15 protein-coding genes are annotated in these 18,374 nt (G+C 65.6%); 14 read left to right on the top strand and 1 reads right to left on the bottom strand.

What is annotated here, in order from left to right:
* Nucleotides 1–2 precede the first annotated feature (2 nt).
* On the bottom strand, nucleotides 3–194 hold the full coding sequence (gene napE / locus ASC75_RS02205) for a periplasmic nitrate reductase, NapE protein (protein ID WP_055970061.1): 192 nt from the start codon (nucleotides 192–194) through the stop codon (nucleotides 3–5).
* Between the two features lie 281 nt (nucleotides 195–475).
* Here napE and ASC75_RS02210 point away from each other — a divergent pair, with 281 nt between their 5' ends.
* The 14 genes from ASC75_RS02210 to ASC75_RS02275 all read left to right on the top strand — a co-directional run bounded on the left by ASC75_RS02210 (nucleotide 476) and on the right by ASC75_RS02275 (nucleotide 18,373).
* Nucleotides 476–2,143: a flagellin gene (locus ASC75_RS02210; protein ID WP_082496354.1), complete on the top strand. Its 1,668-nt coding sequence runs from the start codon at nucleotides 476–478 to the stop codon at nucleotides 2,141–2,143.
* Nucleotides 2,144–2,296: 153 nt separating this feature from the next.
* On the top strand, nucleotides 2,297–4,195 hold the full coding sequence (locus tag ASC75_RS02215) for a sigma-54-dependent Fis family transcriptional regulator (RefSeq protein ID WP_055970067.1): 1,899 nt from the start codon (nucleotides 2,297–2,299) through the stop codon (nucleotides 4,193–4,195).
* A gap of 292 nt (nucleotides 4,196–4,487) precedes the next feature.
* The gene (locus ASC75_RS02220) at nucleotides 4,488–6,290 is read left to right on the top strand and encodes an NAD(P)/FAD-dependent oxidoreductase (protein WP_055970623.1); all 1,803 of its coding nucleotides are present in this window, start codon (nucleotides 4,488–4,490) and stop codon (nucleotides 6,288–6,290) included.
* 141 nt (nucleotides 6,291–6,431) lie between these two features.
* On the top strand, nucleotides 6,432–7,397 hold the full coding sequence (locus ASC75_RS02225; RefSeq protein WP_055970070.1) for a helix-turn-helix domain-containing protein: 966 nt from the start codon (nucleotides 6,432–6,434) through the stop codon (nucleotides 7,395–7,397).
* Nucleotides 7,398–7,536: 139 nt separating this feature from the next.
* Entirely contained in the window at nucleotides 7,537–9,054 is a 1,518-nt protein-coding gene (gene adh / locus ASC75_RS02230) for an aldehyde dehydrogenase (protein ID WP_055970073.1), read from the top strand.
* 162 nt (nucleotides 9,055–9,216) lie between these two features.
* On the top strand, nucleotides 9,217–9,570 hold the full coding sequence (locus tag ASC75_RS02235) for a DUF779 domain-containing protein (RefSeq protein WP_055970075.1): 354 nt from the start codon (nucleotides 9,217–9,219) through the stop codon (nucleotides 9,568–9,570).
* Nucleotides 9,571–9,839: 269 nt separating this feature from the next.
* Nucleotides 9,840–10,724, top strand: coding sequence for a MurR/RpiR family transcriptional regulator (locus tag ASC75_RS02240; protein WP_055970078.1), 885 nt, complete (start codon nucleotides 9,840–9,842; stop codon nucleotides 10,722–10,724).
* Between the two features lie 235 nt (nucleotides 10,725–10,959).
* Complete coding sequence (locus ASC75_RS02245) at nucleotides 10,960–12,108, top strand: enolase C-terminal domain-like protein (RefSeq protein WP_055970082.1); 1,149 nt, start codon at nucleotides 10,960–10,962, stop codon at nucleotides 12,106–12,108.
* Between the two features lie 11 nt (nucleotides 12,109–12,119).
* Nucleotides 12,120–12,881, top strand: a complete 762-nt coding sequence (locus tag ASC75_RS02250; protein WP_055970085.1) for a creatininase family protein — start codon at nucleotides 12,120–12,122, stop codon at nucleotides 12,879–12,881.
* A gap of 83 nt (nucleotides 12,882–12,964) precedes the next feature.
* On the top strand, nucleotides 12,965–14,449 hold the full coding sequence (locus ASC75_RS02255) for an ABC transporter substrate-binding protein (RefSeq protein WP_244487741.1): 1,485 nt from the start codon (nucleotides 12,965–12,967) through the stop codon (nucleotides 14,447–14,449).
* A gap of 62 nt (nucleotides 14,450–14,511) precedes the next feature.
* Nucleotides 14,512–15,453 (top strand): ABC transporter permease, encoded by a 942-nt coding sequence (locus tag ASC75_RS02260; RefSeq protein WP_055970091.1) that lies wholly within the window; start codon nucleotides 14,512–14,514, stop codon nucleotides 15,451–15,453.
* Nucleotides 15,453–16,316: an ABC transporter permease gene (locus tag ASC75_RS02265; RefSeq protein ID WP_055970094.1), complete on the top strand. Its 864-nt coding sequence runs from the start codon at nucleotides 15,453–15,455 to the stop codon at nucleotides 16,314–16,316. The genes ASC75_RS02260 and ASC75_RS02265 overlap by 1 nt, the downstream gene beginning before the upstream one ends.
* Nucleotides 16,317–16,412: 96 nt before the next feature.
* A complete protein-coding gene (locus ASC75_RS02270; protein WP_244487742.1) occupies nucleotides 16,413–17,369 on the top strand; it encodes an ABC transporter ATP-binding protein in 957 nt (318 codons plus the stop codon).
* A 41-nt stretch (nucleotides 17,370–17,410) separates the two neighbouring features.
* Nucleotides 17,411–18,373, top strand: a complete 963-nt coding sequence (locus ASC75_RS02275) for an ABC transporter ATP-binding protein (RefSeq protein WP_055970624.1) — start codon at nucleotides 17,411–17,413, stop codon at nucleotides 18,371–18,373.
* Nucleotide 18,374: the final 1 nt, after the last annotated feature.

The following is an 18,374-nucleotide window of genomic DNA, read 5'->3' on the forward strand; positions in this document are numbered from 1 at the left end:
GCTCAACCTCCCGGAGGTCCGGGCGGCCCGAAGATGATCTGCCACATCCAGACCATGAAGCCGTAGCCTCCGACGACGCCGACGGCGACGACTGGCCAGATGCCGAAGGCCAGGACTAGAAACGCGAAGAGCTCTTTGCGGCGCGTGGAAACGTCGGGCCGAACGGTACCGGAGTTTCCTTGGTCCTGGGTCATGATCCCCTCATGTGCCTTGGACAGAATTTACTCGCAAAGGAGAGGTTACCTGATCGGAACATCTTTGCAACTCGGCCTGTCCAAAGCAGCACCGGGCCACTGACGGCTTCGACATCACGGAGGCGGCGCTGCAACGCGCCGGCGCACCGGAAAGTGCCGTCAACAGTTTTTCATCGAGCAGGGGAAAGATTTTACGATTTTTTAACCATGACATACACATTAGTTCATGAAATCGACTATTAATCTACTCTCGCAATACTGCCGCATTTTTACAGAAAAGCATGACAAGCATATTGACGAACTCATCTTCGATGACTGCTCTGCAGGCATTGAAGTCGGCAAGCTGGAGTCTCGAGGCGACGCAAGGCCAGGTCAGCACGGGCCTTCGCATATCGGAGGCCTCGCACAATGCGGCCTACTGGTCCATCGCCACCACCATGCGCTCCGACAACATGGCGCTGTCGACCGTTTCCGATGCTCTTGGCCTTGGGACTGCGCGTACCGACACTGCCTACACCGCGCTCAATTCGACGGTTGGACTTCTTTCGGATTTCAGCGCCAAGGTCATCCTCGCCAAGGATCAACCGGACAACCGGGCCAAGATCCAGACCGAATTGGACAGCCTGAAGCAACAGATCGCCAGCATCGCTTCGTCCGCCACCTTCAGCGGTGCCAACTGGCTGAGCACCGAACATCCCGACAATCTCGCCGAGCTTTCGGTCTACAAGACGGAAATCGTGTCGTCATTCGTCAGGTCGCCGGAAGGTCAGGCTTCGATCGGCAAGACCGACGTGAACCTTATCCGCACAAGCCTGTTCAATGCCGGCGGCGGAGGTGCACTGCAGGCCGATCTGCGCAGCTTGGGCGATATAGGCGGATTGCGGGGGCAGGTTCTCCATGAAGCTGGCATCAGCGGAAGCCAGAACTTCGGCTTTTCCGGCCCTGTCACCATCGGCGACACCGAGGCGATACGCTTTACCTTGACGCTGGACGAGGGTACTCACGCGGCCGGGCAGACTTTCAATGTCGTCATCGACAAGGCGCTGGTCATCGCCGAACTCGGCACCAGCGATGGCCAGATAGACACTGCCTCGGAAATGCAAAGAGTGCTTCAGGCCGCACTTGACGACATAGGTGCGCCGGCTCTTGCCAGTGCCTCGGGCGGCCGCTTGACGATACAGAGCCAGGAATTGACCGGAGAATCGGGGTCGAGCGTCGCGCTGGCCCTGACCGAGACCATCGGCGGTCTGGCTGCGGGTCTCGAAAATCCCCTGCCGCCCAATGTCAGGGACAGCTACGCGAGAGCCGACTTCTTCTTTTCCGGTCCCTTCCGCATCCACAACGATGTGGAATTCGGCTTCGAGATCGCTGTTGGCGGCAATACGCCGGCCAGGATCACCATCGACCGTGCCATGGTGGACGCGGCTCTCGGAACCACTGACGGCATCGTCGGCGATCCCGCTCAACTTGCCGCCCTCCTGGACCACGCACTCGGCGGCCAGGGCGTGAACGCCGTCGCAAGCGGCAGTTCTGTAAGCTTGGTCGTCGACGACACGGTGCATCCGAACGCCGGTGCGCGTTCCACGATCGCCTTGCGGGATGTCACCGACAATGTCGGCATATTGCCTGACTTCGACCTGATGGACGTCGACGTCACCGCTTCGTCAGCGGATCTGGACAACTACATCTCCGGTCTCGACGGCATGCTGAAGAAGGTCATGACGGCGGCCAGCGAACTGGGCGCCTTGAAAAAGGGCTTGGACCTGCACGCCGATTTCGCGAAAAGCCTTTCGGATTCGATCAGCCGCGGGGTCGGGCAACTGGTCGATGCGAACATGGACAAGGCGTCGACCAGGCTGACCGCCTTGCAGACGCAGCAGCAATTGGCGCTCCAGTCGCTGCAGATCGCCAACGCCAACCCGCAGTCGATCCTGCAGTTGTTCCGCTAAGCACTCCCCGTCCCTGTCGGCGTGGAGCGCATCGCAGCTTTCACCGCGGCACCTCGGCCTTTAGTCTCCTTTACAATGCCCCAAGGCCATGCAGTCATGGGCATCCGGAGGAAATGGGAGGGCGGTGCGTTGGGAGGCGCGCTGCAATTGCCGATGTTTTCGCATTCCGACCATATTCGCGAGATCGAAAGCGTCAGCCTTGGAGCTTCGACCGGGCGCGACGAGCAGGTGGTCAAGTCCTGGCTGCGCTGCATCGAGCAGCACAGGCTCGACCCGAGCCAGGCCTGCGAAGCCTATATCCTGCCCGACGGCGAGCTGCGCCAGCATCGCCAGCAGTCCGAGGAACTGATCGCCATTGCCCGCTCCGGCCTCGAAAACCTGTTCCGCCAGGTCGCCGGCCAGAACTACGTGCTGCTGCTCTCCGACCGCAAGGGCGTGACCGTCGAGTTTCTCGGCGATCCGCTGTTCGACAACAATTTGCGCAAGGCCGGCCTCTACCTCGGCTCGGAATGGTCAGAAGCGCGCGCCGGAACCTGCGCCGTCGGCGCCTGCCTGGAGGCCGGCGAAGCCCTGACCATCCACCAGACCGACCATTTCGACAACACGCATACGCCTTTGTCCTGCACGGCAGCACCGGTCTACGATACCGGGGGCGATCTTGCCGCGGTGCTCGACATCTCGCTGTTGAGCTCGCCGATCCGCAAGACCAGCCAGAATCTGGCGTTGCATCTGGTGGCAGCCACCGTGCGCCGCATCGAACTCGCCAACCTGATGGCCCAGACCCGCGACGAATGGGTGCTGCGCTTCGCCCGCTCGCCGGAATTCCTCGACGTCGACCCGGAGGCGGCGATTTCCATCGACGGCGCTGGCCGCATCATCGGCATGACCCATGGCGGCGCCAAGATCCTGGCACGCTCGGTCGGCCTCGACTGGCGCCAGCCAGACGGGCTGATCGGCCAGCCGATCGCGCGCTTCTTCGACATGGAGATCGACGACCTGCCGGATCTCACCCGCCGGCGGCCGACGCAGGACCGCCTGGTCTTCGCCCGCGACGGCAATGCGCTGTTTGCCCATGCCATCGAACCGCACCACAAGGTCCAGGCTCCGGCGATTGCGCGCGACCAGATCCCGGTCTCGCTGCGCGGTCTGAGCGGCGGCGATCCGCAGATGGCGGCCCTCCAGGCCAAGGCGGCGAAGCTCGCCGGCAGGCCGCTGCCCATCCTGCTCCAGGGTGAAACCGGGACCGGCAAGGAGTATCTCGCCAAGGCCATCCATGACGGCGCTGCCGCCAGGGGCAAGTTCGTCGCCATCAACTGCGCCGCCATCCCCGAGCAACTGATCGAAAGCGAGCTGTTCGGCCACCTGCCCGGCGCCTTCACCGGGGCGTCCGCCAAGGGCCGCAAGGGCCTGATCGAGGAGGCCGACGGCGGCACCCTGTTCCTCGACGAGATCGGCGACATGCCGCTTCCGCTGCAAAGCCGTTTCCTGCGCGTGCTGGCCGAACGGGAGGTTCTGCCGGTCGGCGCATCGCGGCCGAAGCCGGTCACTCTCAGGGTCATCTCGGCCTCGCACCGCGACCTCGGCTCCCTGGTGAAGCAAGGGCGTTTCCGCGAGGATCTCTATTACCGCCTCAACGCCGCGACGCTGTCCATCCCGCCGCTGCGCGAGCGCCGCGACTTCGACTGGCTGCTCGACACGGTCGTTGCCCGCCACAGGCAGGACGGCGAGACGCTGACCGTGGCACCCGCTGCCCTGCTTGCCCTGCGCGGCCATGGCTGGCCGGGCAACATCCGCGAACTCGACAACGTCATCGCGGTTGCGGCCGCACTGTGCCAGGACGGCGTGATCGAGATTTGCGATCTGCCCGAAACGCTGGCCGCGGCGGCCGAGGTGACCGACCATAAGGACGACGCCGTGTCCGGCCCCGCGCCACTGCAGGCAATGCTTGCCGCGTGCAACTGGAACATCTCCGAGACCGCCCGCCGGATGGGCGTCGACCGTTCCACCGTCCACCGCCAGATCAAGCGCTACGGCCTGACCGCGCTCAACTGAGTTGTTGCAGCGCCTGCTGCAACAGCTGTGGCATGCGCCAGGCGCGCTGCAACAGCTGCGGTCACACCTCCTCCCGGAAATCCCGGTCTTTCCCGCCATCGGCGACTTGGCACGGCACTTGCTGTGCATGGAGCGACTGGAATCGGAGGAAAGCCACGTCGAACAGTTCGGGCATCGACGCCCGGCTGAACCCTGCGGGACGACCGGGATGACCCACCGGCAAGTCCCCGCCGCGGACGGCCACAGGCCGGTCCCGAAGCAAACAATCATCGGCAATTCGGAGGAAGACAAAATGCTCGACGACAGCCCACAGACCAAGATCGACAGCATTCTCGGCAAGCTGGAGAAGACGCTTGCCAGCGGCGACATCGACGCCGCCGTGAACCTGTTCCAGGCGGACTGCTACTGGCGCGACCTCGTGACCTTCACCTGGAATCTCAAGACCATGGAAGGCCACGACCAGATCCGCGACATGTTGAAAAGCCAGCTCGCGTCGATCAAGCCGGGCCGCTTCCGCCAGGACGGCAAGGAACTGGCCAGTCAGAGCGGCGGCATCACCGACGGCTGGTTCGAGTTCGAGACGGCAGTGGCGCGCGGTTATGGCCACGTCAGGCTGAAGAACGGCCTGATCTGGACGCTGCTCACCACCATGAGCGAGTTGAAGGGCCACGAGGAACCCAAGGGCCTGCTGCGGCCGATGGGAGCCGAGCACGGCAGCGACGCCGGCCGCCGGACGTGGAAGGAAAAGCGCGAGGCCGAAGCCGCCGAGCTCGGCTTCACCACCCAGCCCTACACCGTCATCATCGGCGGCGGCCAGGGCGGCATCGCGCTTGGCGCCCGGCTGCGGCAGCTCGGCGTGCCGACCATCATCATCGAGAGGAACGAGCGACCCGGCGACAGCTGGCGCAAGCGCTACAAGTCGCTCTGCCTGCACGACCCCGTCTGGTACGACCACCTGCCCTACATCCCCTTCCCCGAGAACTGGCCGGTCTTTGCGCCCAAGGACAAGATCGGCGACTGGCTGGAGATGTACACCAAGGTCATGGAGCTGAATTACTGGACCTCCACCACCTGCAAGTCCGCCAGCTATGACGAGGCTGCGGGGGAATGGACCGTCGCGGTCGAGCGCGATGGCCAAGAGATCGTGCTGAAGCCGAAACAGCTCGTGCTGGCCACCGGCATGTCGGGCAAGGCCAACGTCCCGAGATTCAAGGGCCAGGACATCTTCAAGGGCGAGCAGCAGCACTCCTCCCAGCACCCCGGACCCGATGCCTACAAGGACAAGAAGGTGGTGGTCGTCGGCTCCAACAATTCCGCGCATGACATCTGCGCAGCCCTTTGGGAAGGCGGCGCCGACGTCACCATGCTGCAGCGCTCCTCCACCCACATCGTCAAGTCCGACTCGCTGATGGAGATCGGGCTCGGCGACCTCTATTCGGAGCGCGCCGTCGCTTCCGGCATGACCACGCGCAAGGCCGACCTGATCTTCGCCTCGCTGCCCTATCGCATCATGCACGAATTCCAGGTGCCGATTTACAACAAGATCCGCGACAAGGACGCGGCATTCTACCAGCGTCTCGAAGATGCCGGCTTCATGCTCGACTTCGGCGACGACGAGTCCGGCCTGTTCATGAAATACCTTCGGCGCGGCTCCGGCTACTACATCGACGTCGGGGCTTGCGAGCTAGTCGCCGACGGCCGGATCAAGCTGGTCAGCGGCGTGGGCGTCGAAAAACTGACCGAAACCTCGATCGTGCTCGAAGACGGGCGCCAGTTGGAGGCCGACCTCATCGTCTACGCCACCGGCTATGGCTCGATGAATGGCTGGGCCGCCGACCTGATCAGCCAGGATGTCGCCGACAAGGTTGGCAAGTGCTGGGGACTTGGCTCCAGCACGACCAAGGATCCCGGCCCCTGGGAAGGCGAGCAGCGCAACATGTGGAAGCCGACCCAGCAGGAAGCGCTGTGGTTCCACGGCGGCAACCTGCACCAGTCCAGGCATTACTCGCAGTATCTCTCCCTGCAACTCAAGGCGCGCAAGGAAGGGCTCGCCACCCAGGTCTACGGGCTGCAGGACGTCCATCACAAGTCCTGAACTCAAACCGCTGCAGGCCGGCGAGCTCGTCGCTCCCGGCCTGCATGCCTGTCTGGGTCTAACGGCTAATTGACCGGCGCGCGGAAGCAGGCGACGACTGTACGCGACAAGGAAGGGTGCAGACCACCGTCGGAGGAGAGGATGAGAGGCCCCGCAATCGTCGAGCATGCCGACAAGGTCCAGGCGGCCCTGAAGTCGAGCGACGCTGCGCGCTCGGCGCTTGTCGCGTCCTGGCGGCGTTCGTCGCAGCACCGTCTCGACCCGACGCACCGGAGCCCGCCCGAGCGGCTGACCGAAGCCGAGCTGTCGCTCGCCCGGCAGCGCATCGAGCCACTGATTACAGCGGCCCAGGCCAGCCTCGACCGGCTTTACCTCGCCGTCGGCGGAGTCGGCTGCTGCGTGCTGCTGGCCGACCGCGACGGCGTGCCCGTCGAGCGCCGCGGCGCCGTCGCCGACGACGAGACCTTCCACGACTGGGGCCTGTGGACGGGCACCGTCTGGAGCGAGGAAAGCGAAGGCACCAACGCCATAGGCACCAGCCTGGTCGAGCAGCGGCCGCTGACCATCCATCGCGGCCAGCACTTCCTGTCGCGCAACACCGCACTGTCCTGCACCACCGCCCCGATCTACGACCACCACGGCAATGTCGCGGCCGCCCTCGACGTGTCGTCCTGCCGGGCCGACCTGACCGAAGGATTCGTCAACCTGATCGCGCTCGCCGTCGGCGATGCCGCGCGCCGCATCGAGGCCGACAACTTCCGTCTCGCCTTCCCCCATGCCCGCATCATCCTGACGCCAGAGGTCGAGCGCAGCCCCGGCGGCATGATCGCCGTCGACGCCGACGACCTGGTCATCGGCGCAACGAGGCAGGCGCGCCTGACCTACGGCATCACCCGGGAACGGCTCGAGCGGCGGCTGCCGGTCGCCGACATTGTCGGTGGCGGCATGCGGGTCGCCGAGGACCTCGGCGAAGCCGAGCGTGCCGCCCTGCAGCGGGCGCTTGCCCGCGCCGACGGCAACGTCTCGGCCGCGGCCCAGCAGCTCGGCATTTCGCGCGCCACCCTGCACCGCAAGCTCAACCGCCTCGGCATCCGCCGCACGCATTGAGGTTGCCGCCCGGAACTGTCGCAGTTCTGCGACAGGTGGCGCCGGCGACCGCTCCGCCCGGGCTGACACGGCCCCGATATTCTCCGACGCTGCTCCCGACACGTCGCATCCCGCGGCGTCGCTTCTCGGGAGGAAGTTCATGAACAAGGTCGAGTTTTCGCGCACCGCCAAGGTGCCCTTCGCCAAGCGCTACGACAACTACATCGGCGGCCAGTGGGTGGCGCCGAAATCCGGCCGCTACTTCGAAAACATCTCGCCGGTCACCGGCCGGCCGCTCGGCGAGATCGCCCGCTCCGACGCCGCCGACGTCGAGGCAGCCCTCGACGCCGCCCACAAGGCCAAGGACGCCTGGGGCAGGACCGCGCCGGCGGCCCGCGCCCTGATCCTCAACCGCATCGCCGACCGCATGGAGGAAAACCTCGACCTCCTGGCGCTCGCCGAGACCTGGGACAACGGCAAGCCGATCCGCGAGACGACCGCCGCCGACGTGCCGCTGGCGATCGACCATTTCCGCTACTTCGCCGGCGTCCTGCGCGGCCAGGAAGGCAGCCTGTCGCAGATCGACGACGACACGGTCGCCTATCACTTCCACGAACCGCTCGGCGTCGTCGGCCAGATCATCCCGTGGAACTTCCCGCTGCTGATGGCCTGCTGGAAGCTGGCCCCAGCCCTTGCCGCCGGCAATTGCGTGGTGCTGAAGCCGGCCGAGCAGACGCCGGCCTCCATCATGCTGTGGGCCGACCTGATCGGCGATCTTCTGCCCGAGGGCGTGCTCAACATCGTCAACGGCTTCGGCCTCGAGGCCGGCAAGCCGCTGGCGTCGAGCCCGCGCATCGCCAAGATCGCCTTCACCGGCGAGACGACGACCGGCCGGCTGATCATGCAATATGCCAGCCAGAACCTGATCCCGGTGACGCTCGAACTCGGCGGCAAGTCGCCCAACATCTTCTTCCAGGACGTGACGTCGGAAGACGACGACTTCTTCGACAAGGCGATCGAGGGATTCGTCATGTTCGCGCTCAACCAGGGCGAGGTCTGCACCTGCCCGAGCCGCGCGCTGGTGCATGAGAAGATCTACGACAGGTTCATGGAACGCGCGCTCAAGCGCGTCGAGGCGATCGTCCAGGGCGACCCGCTCGACCCCGCAACCATGATCGGCGCGCAGGCCTCGTCCGAGCAGCTGGAAAAGATCCTGTCCTACATGGACATCGGCCGCCAGGAAGGCGCCGAGCTTCTGGCCGGCGGCGGGCGCGCCACCCTGCCCGGCGACCTTGCCGGCGGCTACTACGTCAAGCCGACCGTCTTCAAGGGCCACAACAAGATGCGCATCTTCCAGGAGGAGATCTTCGGGCCGGTGCTCTCGGTCACCACCTTCAAGGACGACGATGACGCGCTGTCGATCGCCAACGACACGCTCTACGGCCTCGGCGCCGGCATCTGGAGCCGCGACGCGAACCGGCTCTACCGCTTCGGCCGCGCCATCCAGGCCGGCCGCGTCTGGACCAACTGCTACCACGCCTATCCCGCGCACGCCGCCTTCGGCGGCTACAAGCAGTCGGGCATCGGCCGCGAGAACCACAAGATGATGCTCGGCCACTACCAGCAGACCAAGAACATGCTGGTCAGCTACAGCCCCAAGAAGCTCGGGTTCTTCTGAGCTTTTTTCCTTCTCCCCGCCTGCGGGGAGAAGGTGCCCCGAAGGGGCGGATGAGGGGCAGCTCGACCACCAAGGTCTGCGCCGCCCCTCACCTGCCTGCCGGCATCCTCTCCCCGTGCACGGGGAGAGGAGAGCTGGCCGCAACGCCGGAACCCAGCGCCCATGTCCTCGCATCCTCCCCACGACAAGGTCTCCGCCACACCTGACGCCGTCGCCCTGCTCGACGACATCATCGCCGACCACGGGCCGGTGCTGTTCCACCAGTCCGGCGGCTGCTGCGACGGCTCCTCGCCGATGTGTTATCCGCGTTCCGACTTCATCGTCGGCGACAACGACGTCCTGCTCGGCACCATCGGCGACACGCCGGTCTACATCGGCGCCGCGCAGTTCGAGGTCTGGAAACACACCGATCTGGTCATCGACGTCGTGCCCGGGCGCGGCGGCATGTTCTCGCTCGACAATGGTCGCGAGAAGCGCTTCCTGACACGCTCGACGGTCTGCATTCCGACGGTGTGAGCGCCGGCATCCAGGCGCGCTTGCGCCTGTCGCGCGACCGTTGCATGCGCCTGGACTTCACAGAACTGCAGAAGCTCCTTAAAAGCGTCGGGCGCGTTCCGCCACGCGCAGCGGCTGCCAGTCGGCCGGAACGAGATCGCGTCCTCGCCCGCGCTTGCCCGCCCCAGGCAAGCGGTTCCCCGATCACCGCCCGCTCGGCCGCATGGTTGTTCGAAGGGGCGCTTATGGTAACGATGAGGCAATCCGACTCATCAAATCGATGAAGGCACATGGCAAATCAAGTCAATCTGATCGACCGCCTGCGCATCGAAAACGATGACATGAACCCGGCCGACCGCGCCATCGCCAACGCCATCCTCGAAGACATCGAGGCGGCGACGCGGCTGCCGATCAAGGAACTTGCGGCCCGGGCGAAGGTCAGCGAACCGACCATCGTCCGCTTCACCCGGCGCATCGGCTGCGACGGCTTCACCGACTTCAAGATCCGCCTGGCGCAGGATTATGCTATCGGCCGCATGTACATCGTCGGCGAGCGCACCTCGGCGGCGGAAACCGGCCCCGACGTCGCCGAAAACGTCTACGAAGCGACGATCCAGGCCCTTGCCGTGGCCTTCTCGCAGCGCGACCCGGCTGCGCTGGAGCGGGCGACCGAACTGCTCCACAACGCGCGCCGCATCTTCTGCTTCGGCGTCGGCGGCAGTTCGGCAAACGTCGCCCGCGAGGCGGAGAACCGGCTGTTCCGCCTGGACCTGGCGGTTTCGGCCACCGCCGACCCCTACAAGCAGCGCATCATCGCCTCGACCGTCGAAGCGGACGACGTGCTGTTCATATTCTCGGTCACCGGCAAGCCGCTGTCGCTGGTCGACAGCGCCAAGCTCGCCGTCTCGCTCGATGCCAAGGTGGTCACCGTCACCCATCCCGGCAGCCCCCTTGCCAGCCACGCCACCGTCAACGTGCCGCTCGTCGCCTTCGACGAGGAGAAGTTCTTCTACATGCCCAACCGCGGGCGCTACGGCCAGTTGTTCGTGCTCGACTGCATCTCGACCCTGATCGGCGCCCGCCGTCGCAACACGGTCGGCAAGAAGCTGTGGCGGGCGCGCTCGACGCTCGTCGCCCTGCACGGCAGCACCGACAACCAGCCCATCGGCGACTGATCGGCGGCTCGATCCGCAACTCCTGACGGTGCGGCGAGAGCCGCACTTCGCGGAAACGGATGCAATTTCATCTAACAAATACAATCAGATAGCCACCCGCCCGAATCCGGAACGTGCCGGATGGTCGCGCGCGGTCCACAGGGTATGAAATTTTACTCCGCACTTGTTGACTTGTGAGTAATAAAACTACATCCTGCTTCTCGAAACGACACCCAGTCCAATCCGAAAGCCGCCCATGCCGATAGCCGACAAGACCATTGTTTCCTTCCGCTTCGACGAGGTCATCGTGCCGGCGCACAAGGGCGTCATCAACTCGGACAGCCTGGCCAAGCCGCTTCACATGCTGCCCGTCGGCGGCAAGGCCGCCTGGAGCATGCAGTTCGACGAACTGCCCAAGCTCGTCCTGCGCATGACGCTGGCCGACAGCACGGTTGGCCTTGGCGAGTTCTACCGCGATCACGAATGGCCGCGTATCGAGGCGATCTGCGACAACCTGCTCGGCCAGTCGATCATGGACCTGCCGCTGCAGGACCTGCCGCTGCCGCTTTGCCGCGAATATGACGGCTTCGAATGCGCCATCTGGGACGCCTATGCCAAGTCGCTCGGCGTGCCGATGCATCGCCTCCTCGGCGGCGCCATCCGCGACCGCGTCCCTGTCAGCGCCTGGTCGAGCCACCGCACGCAGGAAGAGGTCGGACCCTGGGTCAAGCGCTACCAGGAGCAGGGCTACAAGGTCATCAAGTTCAAGTGCGACCTCGAAGACGACGTCGCCGGCTGGTGCGCCGAGATCAAGAAGCACGCGCCCGGCATGAAGGTCATCTTCGATCCCAACCAGCGCTGGGAGAATGCCGGCAACGCCCGCCGCATCATCCGCGAGCTCGAGGCCGTCGGCAACGTGCTGCTGCTCGAGGATCCGCTGCCGCGCTGGATGCAGCTCGACTTTGCCGAGCTGCGCCGCTTCTCCTCGATCCCGATCGTGCTGCACGTCTCGCTGCCCTACGTCTTCCAGGGCCAGCGCCCGCACGACGCCATCAACGCCATCGCCCACAACGCCGTCGACGGATTCAATTTCAACGGCGGCCTTGCCAAGTTCCAGGTGCTCGACCACATTGCCGCAACCGCCGGCCTGTATTGCTGGCACGGTTCTGAAATCGACCTCGGCATCCTCGAGGCAATGTATGTCCACCAGTCGGCGGCGGCCAAGAGCTGCGTCTGGCCGGGCGACATCTTCGGCCGCATGATCCGCACCCACGACCTGCTGGAAACCCCGCTCGCCTTCGAGCCGCCCCATGTCGGCATCCCGGCCGACGGCCCCGGACTTGGCGTCAAGCTCGACGAGGCCGCCCTCGCCCGCTTCCGCACCTCCGAACGCACGATCTCCTGAGGGTAGCCCGGATGCGCTGGGACAAGCTCACCACCAACGAATTCGCCGGACTGGACCGCTCCATTCCGGTCATCGTCAACGTCGCCGCCATCGAGCAGCACGGTCCGCATCTGGCGATCGACACCGACGTCGCCATCGGCGGCCACTTCCTCGACCGCCTCGACGAGCGCCTCGGCGACAAGGTCCTCATCCTGCCGCAGGTCAAGGTGTGCTGCTCCGAGCACCACATGGACTTTGCCGGCACGCTGACCGTGCGCCACGAGACGTTCCTCGCCTATGTCGGCGACATTCTGGAAAGCGTCGTGCGCCACGGCTTCACCAACCTCGTCATCTTCAACAGCCATGGCGGCAACCAGGCTGTCGGGCAGGTGCTGCTCGAAACCTTCGGCTCCCGCCATCGCGAGTGCACCATCGCCATGCTCACCTGGTGGCGGCTGGTCGCGCCGGAGCTGGAGGCGATCCGCGAAAGCGGCTTTGCCGGCGTCAACCATGCCTGCGAGTTCGAGACCTCACTGATGCTGCTCGCCGCCCCCGACAACGTGCGGCGCGAGCTGATCGGCGACATGTCCTACGTCGAGACGTACGACTGGGCCAACGCCGACATGATCCGGGCAAGCCGCGGAGCGCTGTTCCGCACCATGCACCAGATGTCCGGCGGCACCGGCGTGGTCGGCGATCCGTCCACGGCGAGCGCCCGCAAGGGCGAACTGATCACCGACGCGGTCGTCAACGAACTGGAGCGCGTGGTGAGGTCGCTGACCAAGGCGAATTGAGAATTACCGTCAACTTTTGATTTGGATATAGGGAGGGAACCATGCTGAAGAAATTGACTATCGCGGGCCTGGCAAGCGTGAGCATGCTCGTTGCCGCACAAGGCTTTGCACAGGAACGCGGCGGCGTCGTCAACGTCGCGACGATCGGCGAACTCACCACGCTCGATCCGATGACCGCGACGGGCGACCTGCTCGGCATGGTCACGCAGCACTTCTTCGAGACGCTCTACACCTTCGACAAGGACTGGAACGTCGCGCCGCTGCTGGCGGAGGCGCTGCCCGAGGTATCGGCCGACGGCAAAGTCCACACCATCAAGCTGCGCCAGGGCATAGTCTTCCACGACGGCTCGGCGATGACCGCCGAGGACGTGGTCGCCTCGCTCAAGCGCTGGCTGGAAGTCGCCTCGCGCGGCAAGCTGGTCGCAGCCAATCTCGACAAGCTCGAAGCCGTCGATGACTACACCGTCCAGATCACGCTCAAGCAGCCCTTTGCGCCGCTGACCGCACTGCTCGCCTTCAACAATTCGGCCGCCGTGGTGCTGCCGTCGGAGAAGATCGCCGAGACGCTGGCCGACTATGTCGGCACCGGTCCCTACATGATCAAGGAGCGCAAGGCCGACCAGTATCTGCAGCTCGTGCGCTTCGACGGCTACAAGGCCCGCGAAGGCGAGCCTGACGGCTTCGGCGGCGCCCGCAAGCAGTATCTCGACGAGATCCGCTTCGTGCCGGTGCCGGACGCCAACACCCGCGTCGAAGGCGCCATCGCCGGCCAATACGACTACGCCGACCTGCTGCCTGTCGAGGCATTCGACCGCCTCAACGGTCAGGCAAAGACCGAGCCGCTGGTGCTCAAGTCGTTCGGCTGGCCGATGTTCATCATGAACAACAAGGAAGGCATGATGACCAAGCCCGGCCTGCGCAAGGCCGTGCAGTCGGCGCTCAACGCCGAGGACATGATGGCAGCCGCATTCGGCAAGCCCGAGTTCTTCGCGCTTGACGGCGCGCTCTACCCCGATGGCTACCAGTGGCGTTCGGACGCCGGCATCGAAGGCTATAACCAGGCCGATCCTGACAAGGCCAAGACGCTTGCCACCGAAGCCGGTTACGACGGCAAGCCGATCCGCATCCTGACCAGCCGCCAGTACGAGTTCCACTACAAGATGGCCCAGGTCGCGGCCGAATATCTCAAGGCCGCCGGCCTTGCGGTGCAGCTCGACGTCGTCGACTGGGCGACGCTGGTGCAGCGCCGTGCCGAGCCGGCGCTGTGGGACATCTTCATCACCCACAGCCCGTTCCTGCCGGATCCGGCGCTGATCGCACCGCTGCCTTCGTCCTATCCGGGCTGGTGGGCCAGCGAGGCGAAGGACAAGCTCGTCGTCGCCCTCAACACCGAGATGGACCTGCAGAAGCGTGTCGCCATCTTCGCCGACATCCAGAAGCTCATCTATGAAGAGGCCCCCTTCTACAAGGTCGGCGACTTCAACGCGCTGTCGGCCAAGTCGCCGAAGCTCGCCGGCTTCACGCCGTCGGCATGGCCATACTTCTGGAACGCCTATATCGCCAAGTAACAACAGCAATCTCCGCCGGCGCGGCCATTGTCGCGCCGGCGGGCCAATGGGGGAGCCGATCGATGACACGATACGTCCTGCAACGCCTCTTCGGCATGCTGACCGTGATGTTCACGGTCGTCACGATCGTCTTCGTCATCGTGCGCGTCGCTCCCGGCGATCCGGCCGCGGTCATGCTCGGCCCGGACGCCACGCCTGCCGACATCGACGTGCTCAGGGTGCGCCTCGGCCTCGACCAGTCGCTGCCCGTCCAGTACCTCTATTTCCTCGCCCAGCTCGCCCGCGGCGATCTCGGCCATTCGATCTTCCTCGACATGCCGGTCGCCGCAGCGCTGCTCGATCGTGCCGAGCCGACCTTCTTCCTTACCGTCTTCGCGATCCTGATCGCCAGCGCCATCGCGCTCCCCGTCGGCATCATGTCGGCCTACAAGCGCGGCAGCTTCTTCGACCAGTCGGTGACCACCCTGACCATGCTCGCCGCAAGTATCCCGAGCTTCTGGCTCGGCCTGATCCTGATCCAGGTCTTCGCAGTCCGCTTCGGCTGGTTCCCGGTCGCAGGCTACGGTGGCCCCGATGCCTCGTTCCTGACGCGCATGAGCCATCTCGTGCTGCCGGCAGTGGCGCTCGGGGTCGTCTCGTCGGCGCTGATTACCCGCTTCACCCGCGCCTCGATGCTCGACGTTCTCAATGACGACTACGTGCGCACGGCCCGCTCCAAGGGCATGGGCGAGTTCCGGGTCATCATGAAGCACGCCTTCAAGAACGCGCTGATCCCGGTGCTGACCGTCGTCGGCCTGACCGCCGCCCTGCTGGTTTCCGGCGCCGTCGTCACCGAAACCGTGTTCAGCCTGCCGGGCGTCGGCAATCTCGTGGTGTCGGCCGTTCTGCGACGCGACTATCCCGTCATCCAGGGCGCCCTGCTCGTCATCGCAGCGATCTACGTGCTGATCAATTTCGGCATCGACCTGCTCTACCTCATGATCGATCCCCGGGTACGTTACTGATGGCCGCCGCATCCGCATCCAGCGTGGATAGCCCACGCATCTCGACGCTCATCCTGCAGCGCAAGACGCTGGCGATCGGCCTCGCCATCATCGTGGTGATCACCCTGCTCGCCGTTCTCGCCCCGCTGATCGCCCCCTACGCACCGGGCAAGCTGTCCATCGTCAATCGGCTCAAGCCGCCGAGCGCGACCTGGTTCTTCGGCACCGACGAGTTCGGCCGCGACATCTTCAGCCGCACCATCTATGCCGGCCAGCTATCGCTGCTGGTCGGCGCCGCGGCCACCGCCCTTGCCGCCACCGTCGGCATCACGCTCGGCCTGGTGGCCGGCTTCTTCCGCAAGGCCGACGGCATCGTCTCGCGCATCATCGATGCGATGATGGCCTTTCCCGACATCCTTCTGGCCATCGCCCTCGTCGCGGCACTGGGGCCGTCGCTGGCGACCGTCATCGTCGCGCTCGGCGTCGTCTATGCCCCGCGACTGGCGCGTGTCGTGCGCGCCTCGACGCTGGTCATCCGCGAACTCCCCTATGTCGAGGCCGCGCGCGCCCTTGGCGTGCCGACATGGCGCATCATGACGCGCCATGTCCTGCGCAACCTCGTCTCGCCGATCCTGGTGCAGGCAACCTTCATCTTCGCCTATGCGATGCTCGCCGAGGCCGGCCTGTCCTTCCTCGGCGTCGGCGTCAGCCCGGAAATCCCGACCTGGGGCACGATGATCGCCGCCGGCCGCCAATATGTCGGCCAGGCCGACTGGATGACGATCTTCCCCGGCCTCGCCATCATCCTGACCGTGCTCTCGCTCCAGCTTGTCGGCGACGGCCTGCGCGACCTGCTCGATCCACGCCTGCGCAAGGACCTCTGACACATGGCCATGTCCACACCCAACGCAGGCAATCATCCCGACGCGCTCGCCGACGACATCGTGTTGCGGGCGGACAATCTGCGCACGCACTTCATCATGGGCGCACGCGCCGCCAAGTCGGTCGACGGCGTCACGCTCACCGTCCGCCGCGGCCAGACGCTTGCGGTCGTCGGTGAATCAGGCTCGGGCAAGTCGGTCACCAGCCTGTCCATCATGCGGCTGCTGGCGCATCCCGGCCGCATCGTCGGCGGCCGCCTGCTCTACCGCATGCGCGACGGCGGCGTCGTCGATCTCGCCACGCTGAGCGACAAGCGCATGCGGGCGATCCGCGGCAAGGAGATCGCCATGATCTTCCAGGAGCCTATGACGAGCCTCAACCCGCTCTACACCGTCGGCGACCAGATCATGGAGATGATCCGCCTGCACGAGCCGGTCGACCGGCACGAGGCCCGCACCCGCGCCCGGCGCATGCTCGAACTGGTCGAGATCCCGGCCCCCGACAAGCGTCTCGACCAGTACCCGCACGAAATGTCCGGCGGCATGCGCCAGCGTGTGATGATCGCCCTGGCTCTCGCCTGCAATCCGGCCCTGCTGATCGCCGACGAGCCGACGACCGCGCTCGACGTCACCATCCAGGCGCAGATCCTCGACCTGATGCGCCGGCTGCAGCGCGAGATCGGCATGAGCATCCTGTTCGTCACCCACAATCTGGGCGTCGTCGCCGAGATCGCCCATGAGGTGGCTGTCATGTATGCCGGCCGCGTCGTCGAGCAGGCGCCGGTGCACGACCTGTTCGCCCGTCCGCGCCATCCCTACACCAAGGGCCTGCTTGCCTGCATTCCCGATGCCAAGCGCGACCGCGCCGACGACGGCACGCGCAAGATGCTCAACCCGATCCCCGGCAGCGTGCCGAGCGTGCTGGCGCTGCCTGCCGGTTGCGCCTTCGCCCCGCGCTGCCCGCTGGCCGAGCCGCACTGCGAAACCGCGCCTCCGGAACTGCTCAACGCCTCGCCCGAACACCTGACCCGCTGCTGGAGGCACGAACTTCTGTGACCGACACGACGCAAACGACGCAACAGCCTGACGCCGCCGACATCCTGCTGTCGGTGCGCGGGCTCAGCAAGCAATTCTCGACCGGCAGCGGCCCGGTCAAGGCGGTCGAAGACATCTCCTTCGACGTCCGGCGCGGCCAGATCGTCGGCATCGTCGGCGAATCCGGCTCGGGCAAGACCACCGCCGGGCGCTGCCTGCTGCGGCTGGTGGAACCCTCGTCGGGCGAGGCGATCTTTGACGGCGTCGACCTGTTCAGCCTGCCGGAAAAGGCCCTGCGCGCCTACCGGCGGCGCCTGCAGATCATCTTCCAGGACCCCTATTCCAGCCTCAATCCGCGCATGCGGGTCCGCGACATCATCGGCGAGGCGATCGACACCCACGGCCTCGCCAAGGGGGCTGCCCGCCAGGCCCGGATCGAGGAGTTGCTGACGCGCGTCGGGCTCTCGCCCGAGCACGCCCGGCGCTATCCCAACGAGTTCTCCGGCGGCCAGCGCCAGCGTGTCGGCATAGCCCGCGCACTTGCCGTCGAGCCCGAACTGATTATCGCCGACGAGCCGGTGTCGGCGCTCGACGTTTCGGTGCAGGCGCAGGTGCTGAACCTGATCCAGGAACTGCAGCGCGAACTCGGCCTGACCATGATCTTCATCTCCCACGACCTGACCGTCGTGGAATATCTCTGCGACGAGATCGTCGTGCTCTATCTCGGCCGCATCATGGAACAGGGACCGGCACGCTCGGTCTACGCCAACCCGCGCCACCCCTATACGCGCGCGCTGCTGGCGACGGCGCCGGTGCCGGACCCCACTGCCCGGCGCGAGCGGGTCATCCTGCAGGGCGACATTCCGAGCCCGCTCAACCCGCCGTCCGGCTGCGTCTTCCGCACGCGCTGCCCGCATGCGACAGCAGCCTGCGCCGAAACCGTCCCGACGCGCGAGACGGTCGGCTCCGGCCACAGCGTCGCCTGCATCCGCCAGGCCGAGCTTGTGGAAACATACCAGGACTGAT

This window comes from Aminobacter sp. DSM 101952 (genome assembly GCF_001424795.1).
GTDB classification, from domain to species: domain Bacteria; phylum Pseudomonadota; class Alphaproteobacteria; order Rhizobiales; family Rhizobiaceae; genus Aminobacter; species Aminobacter aganoensis.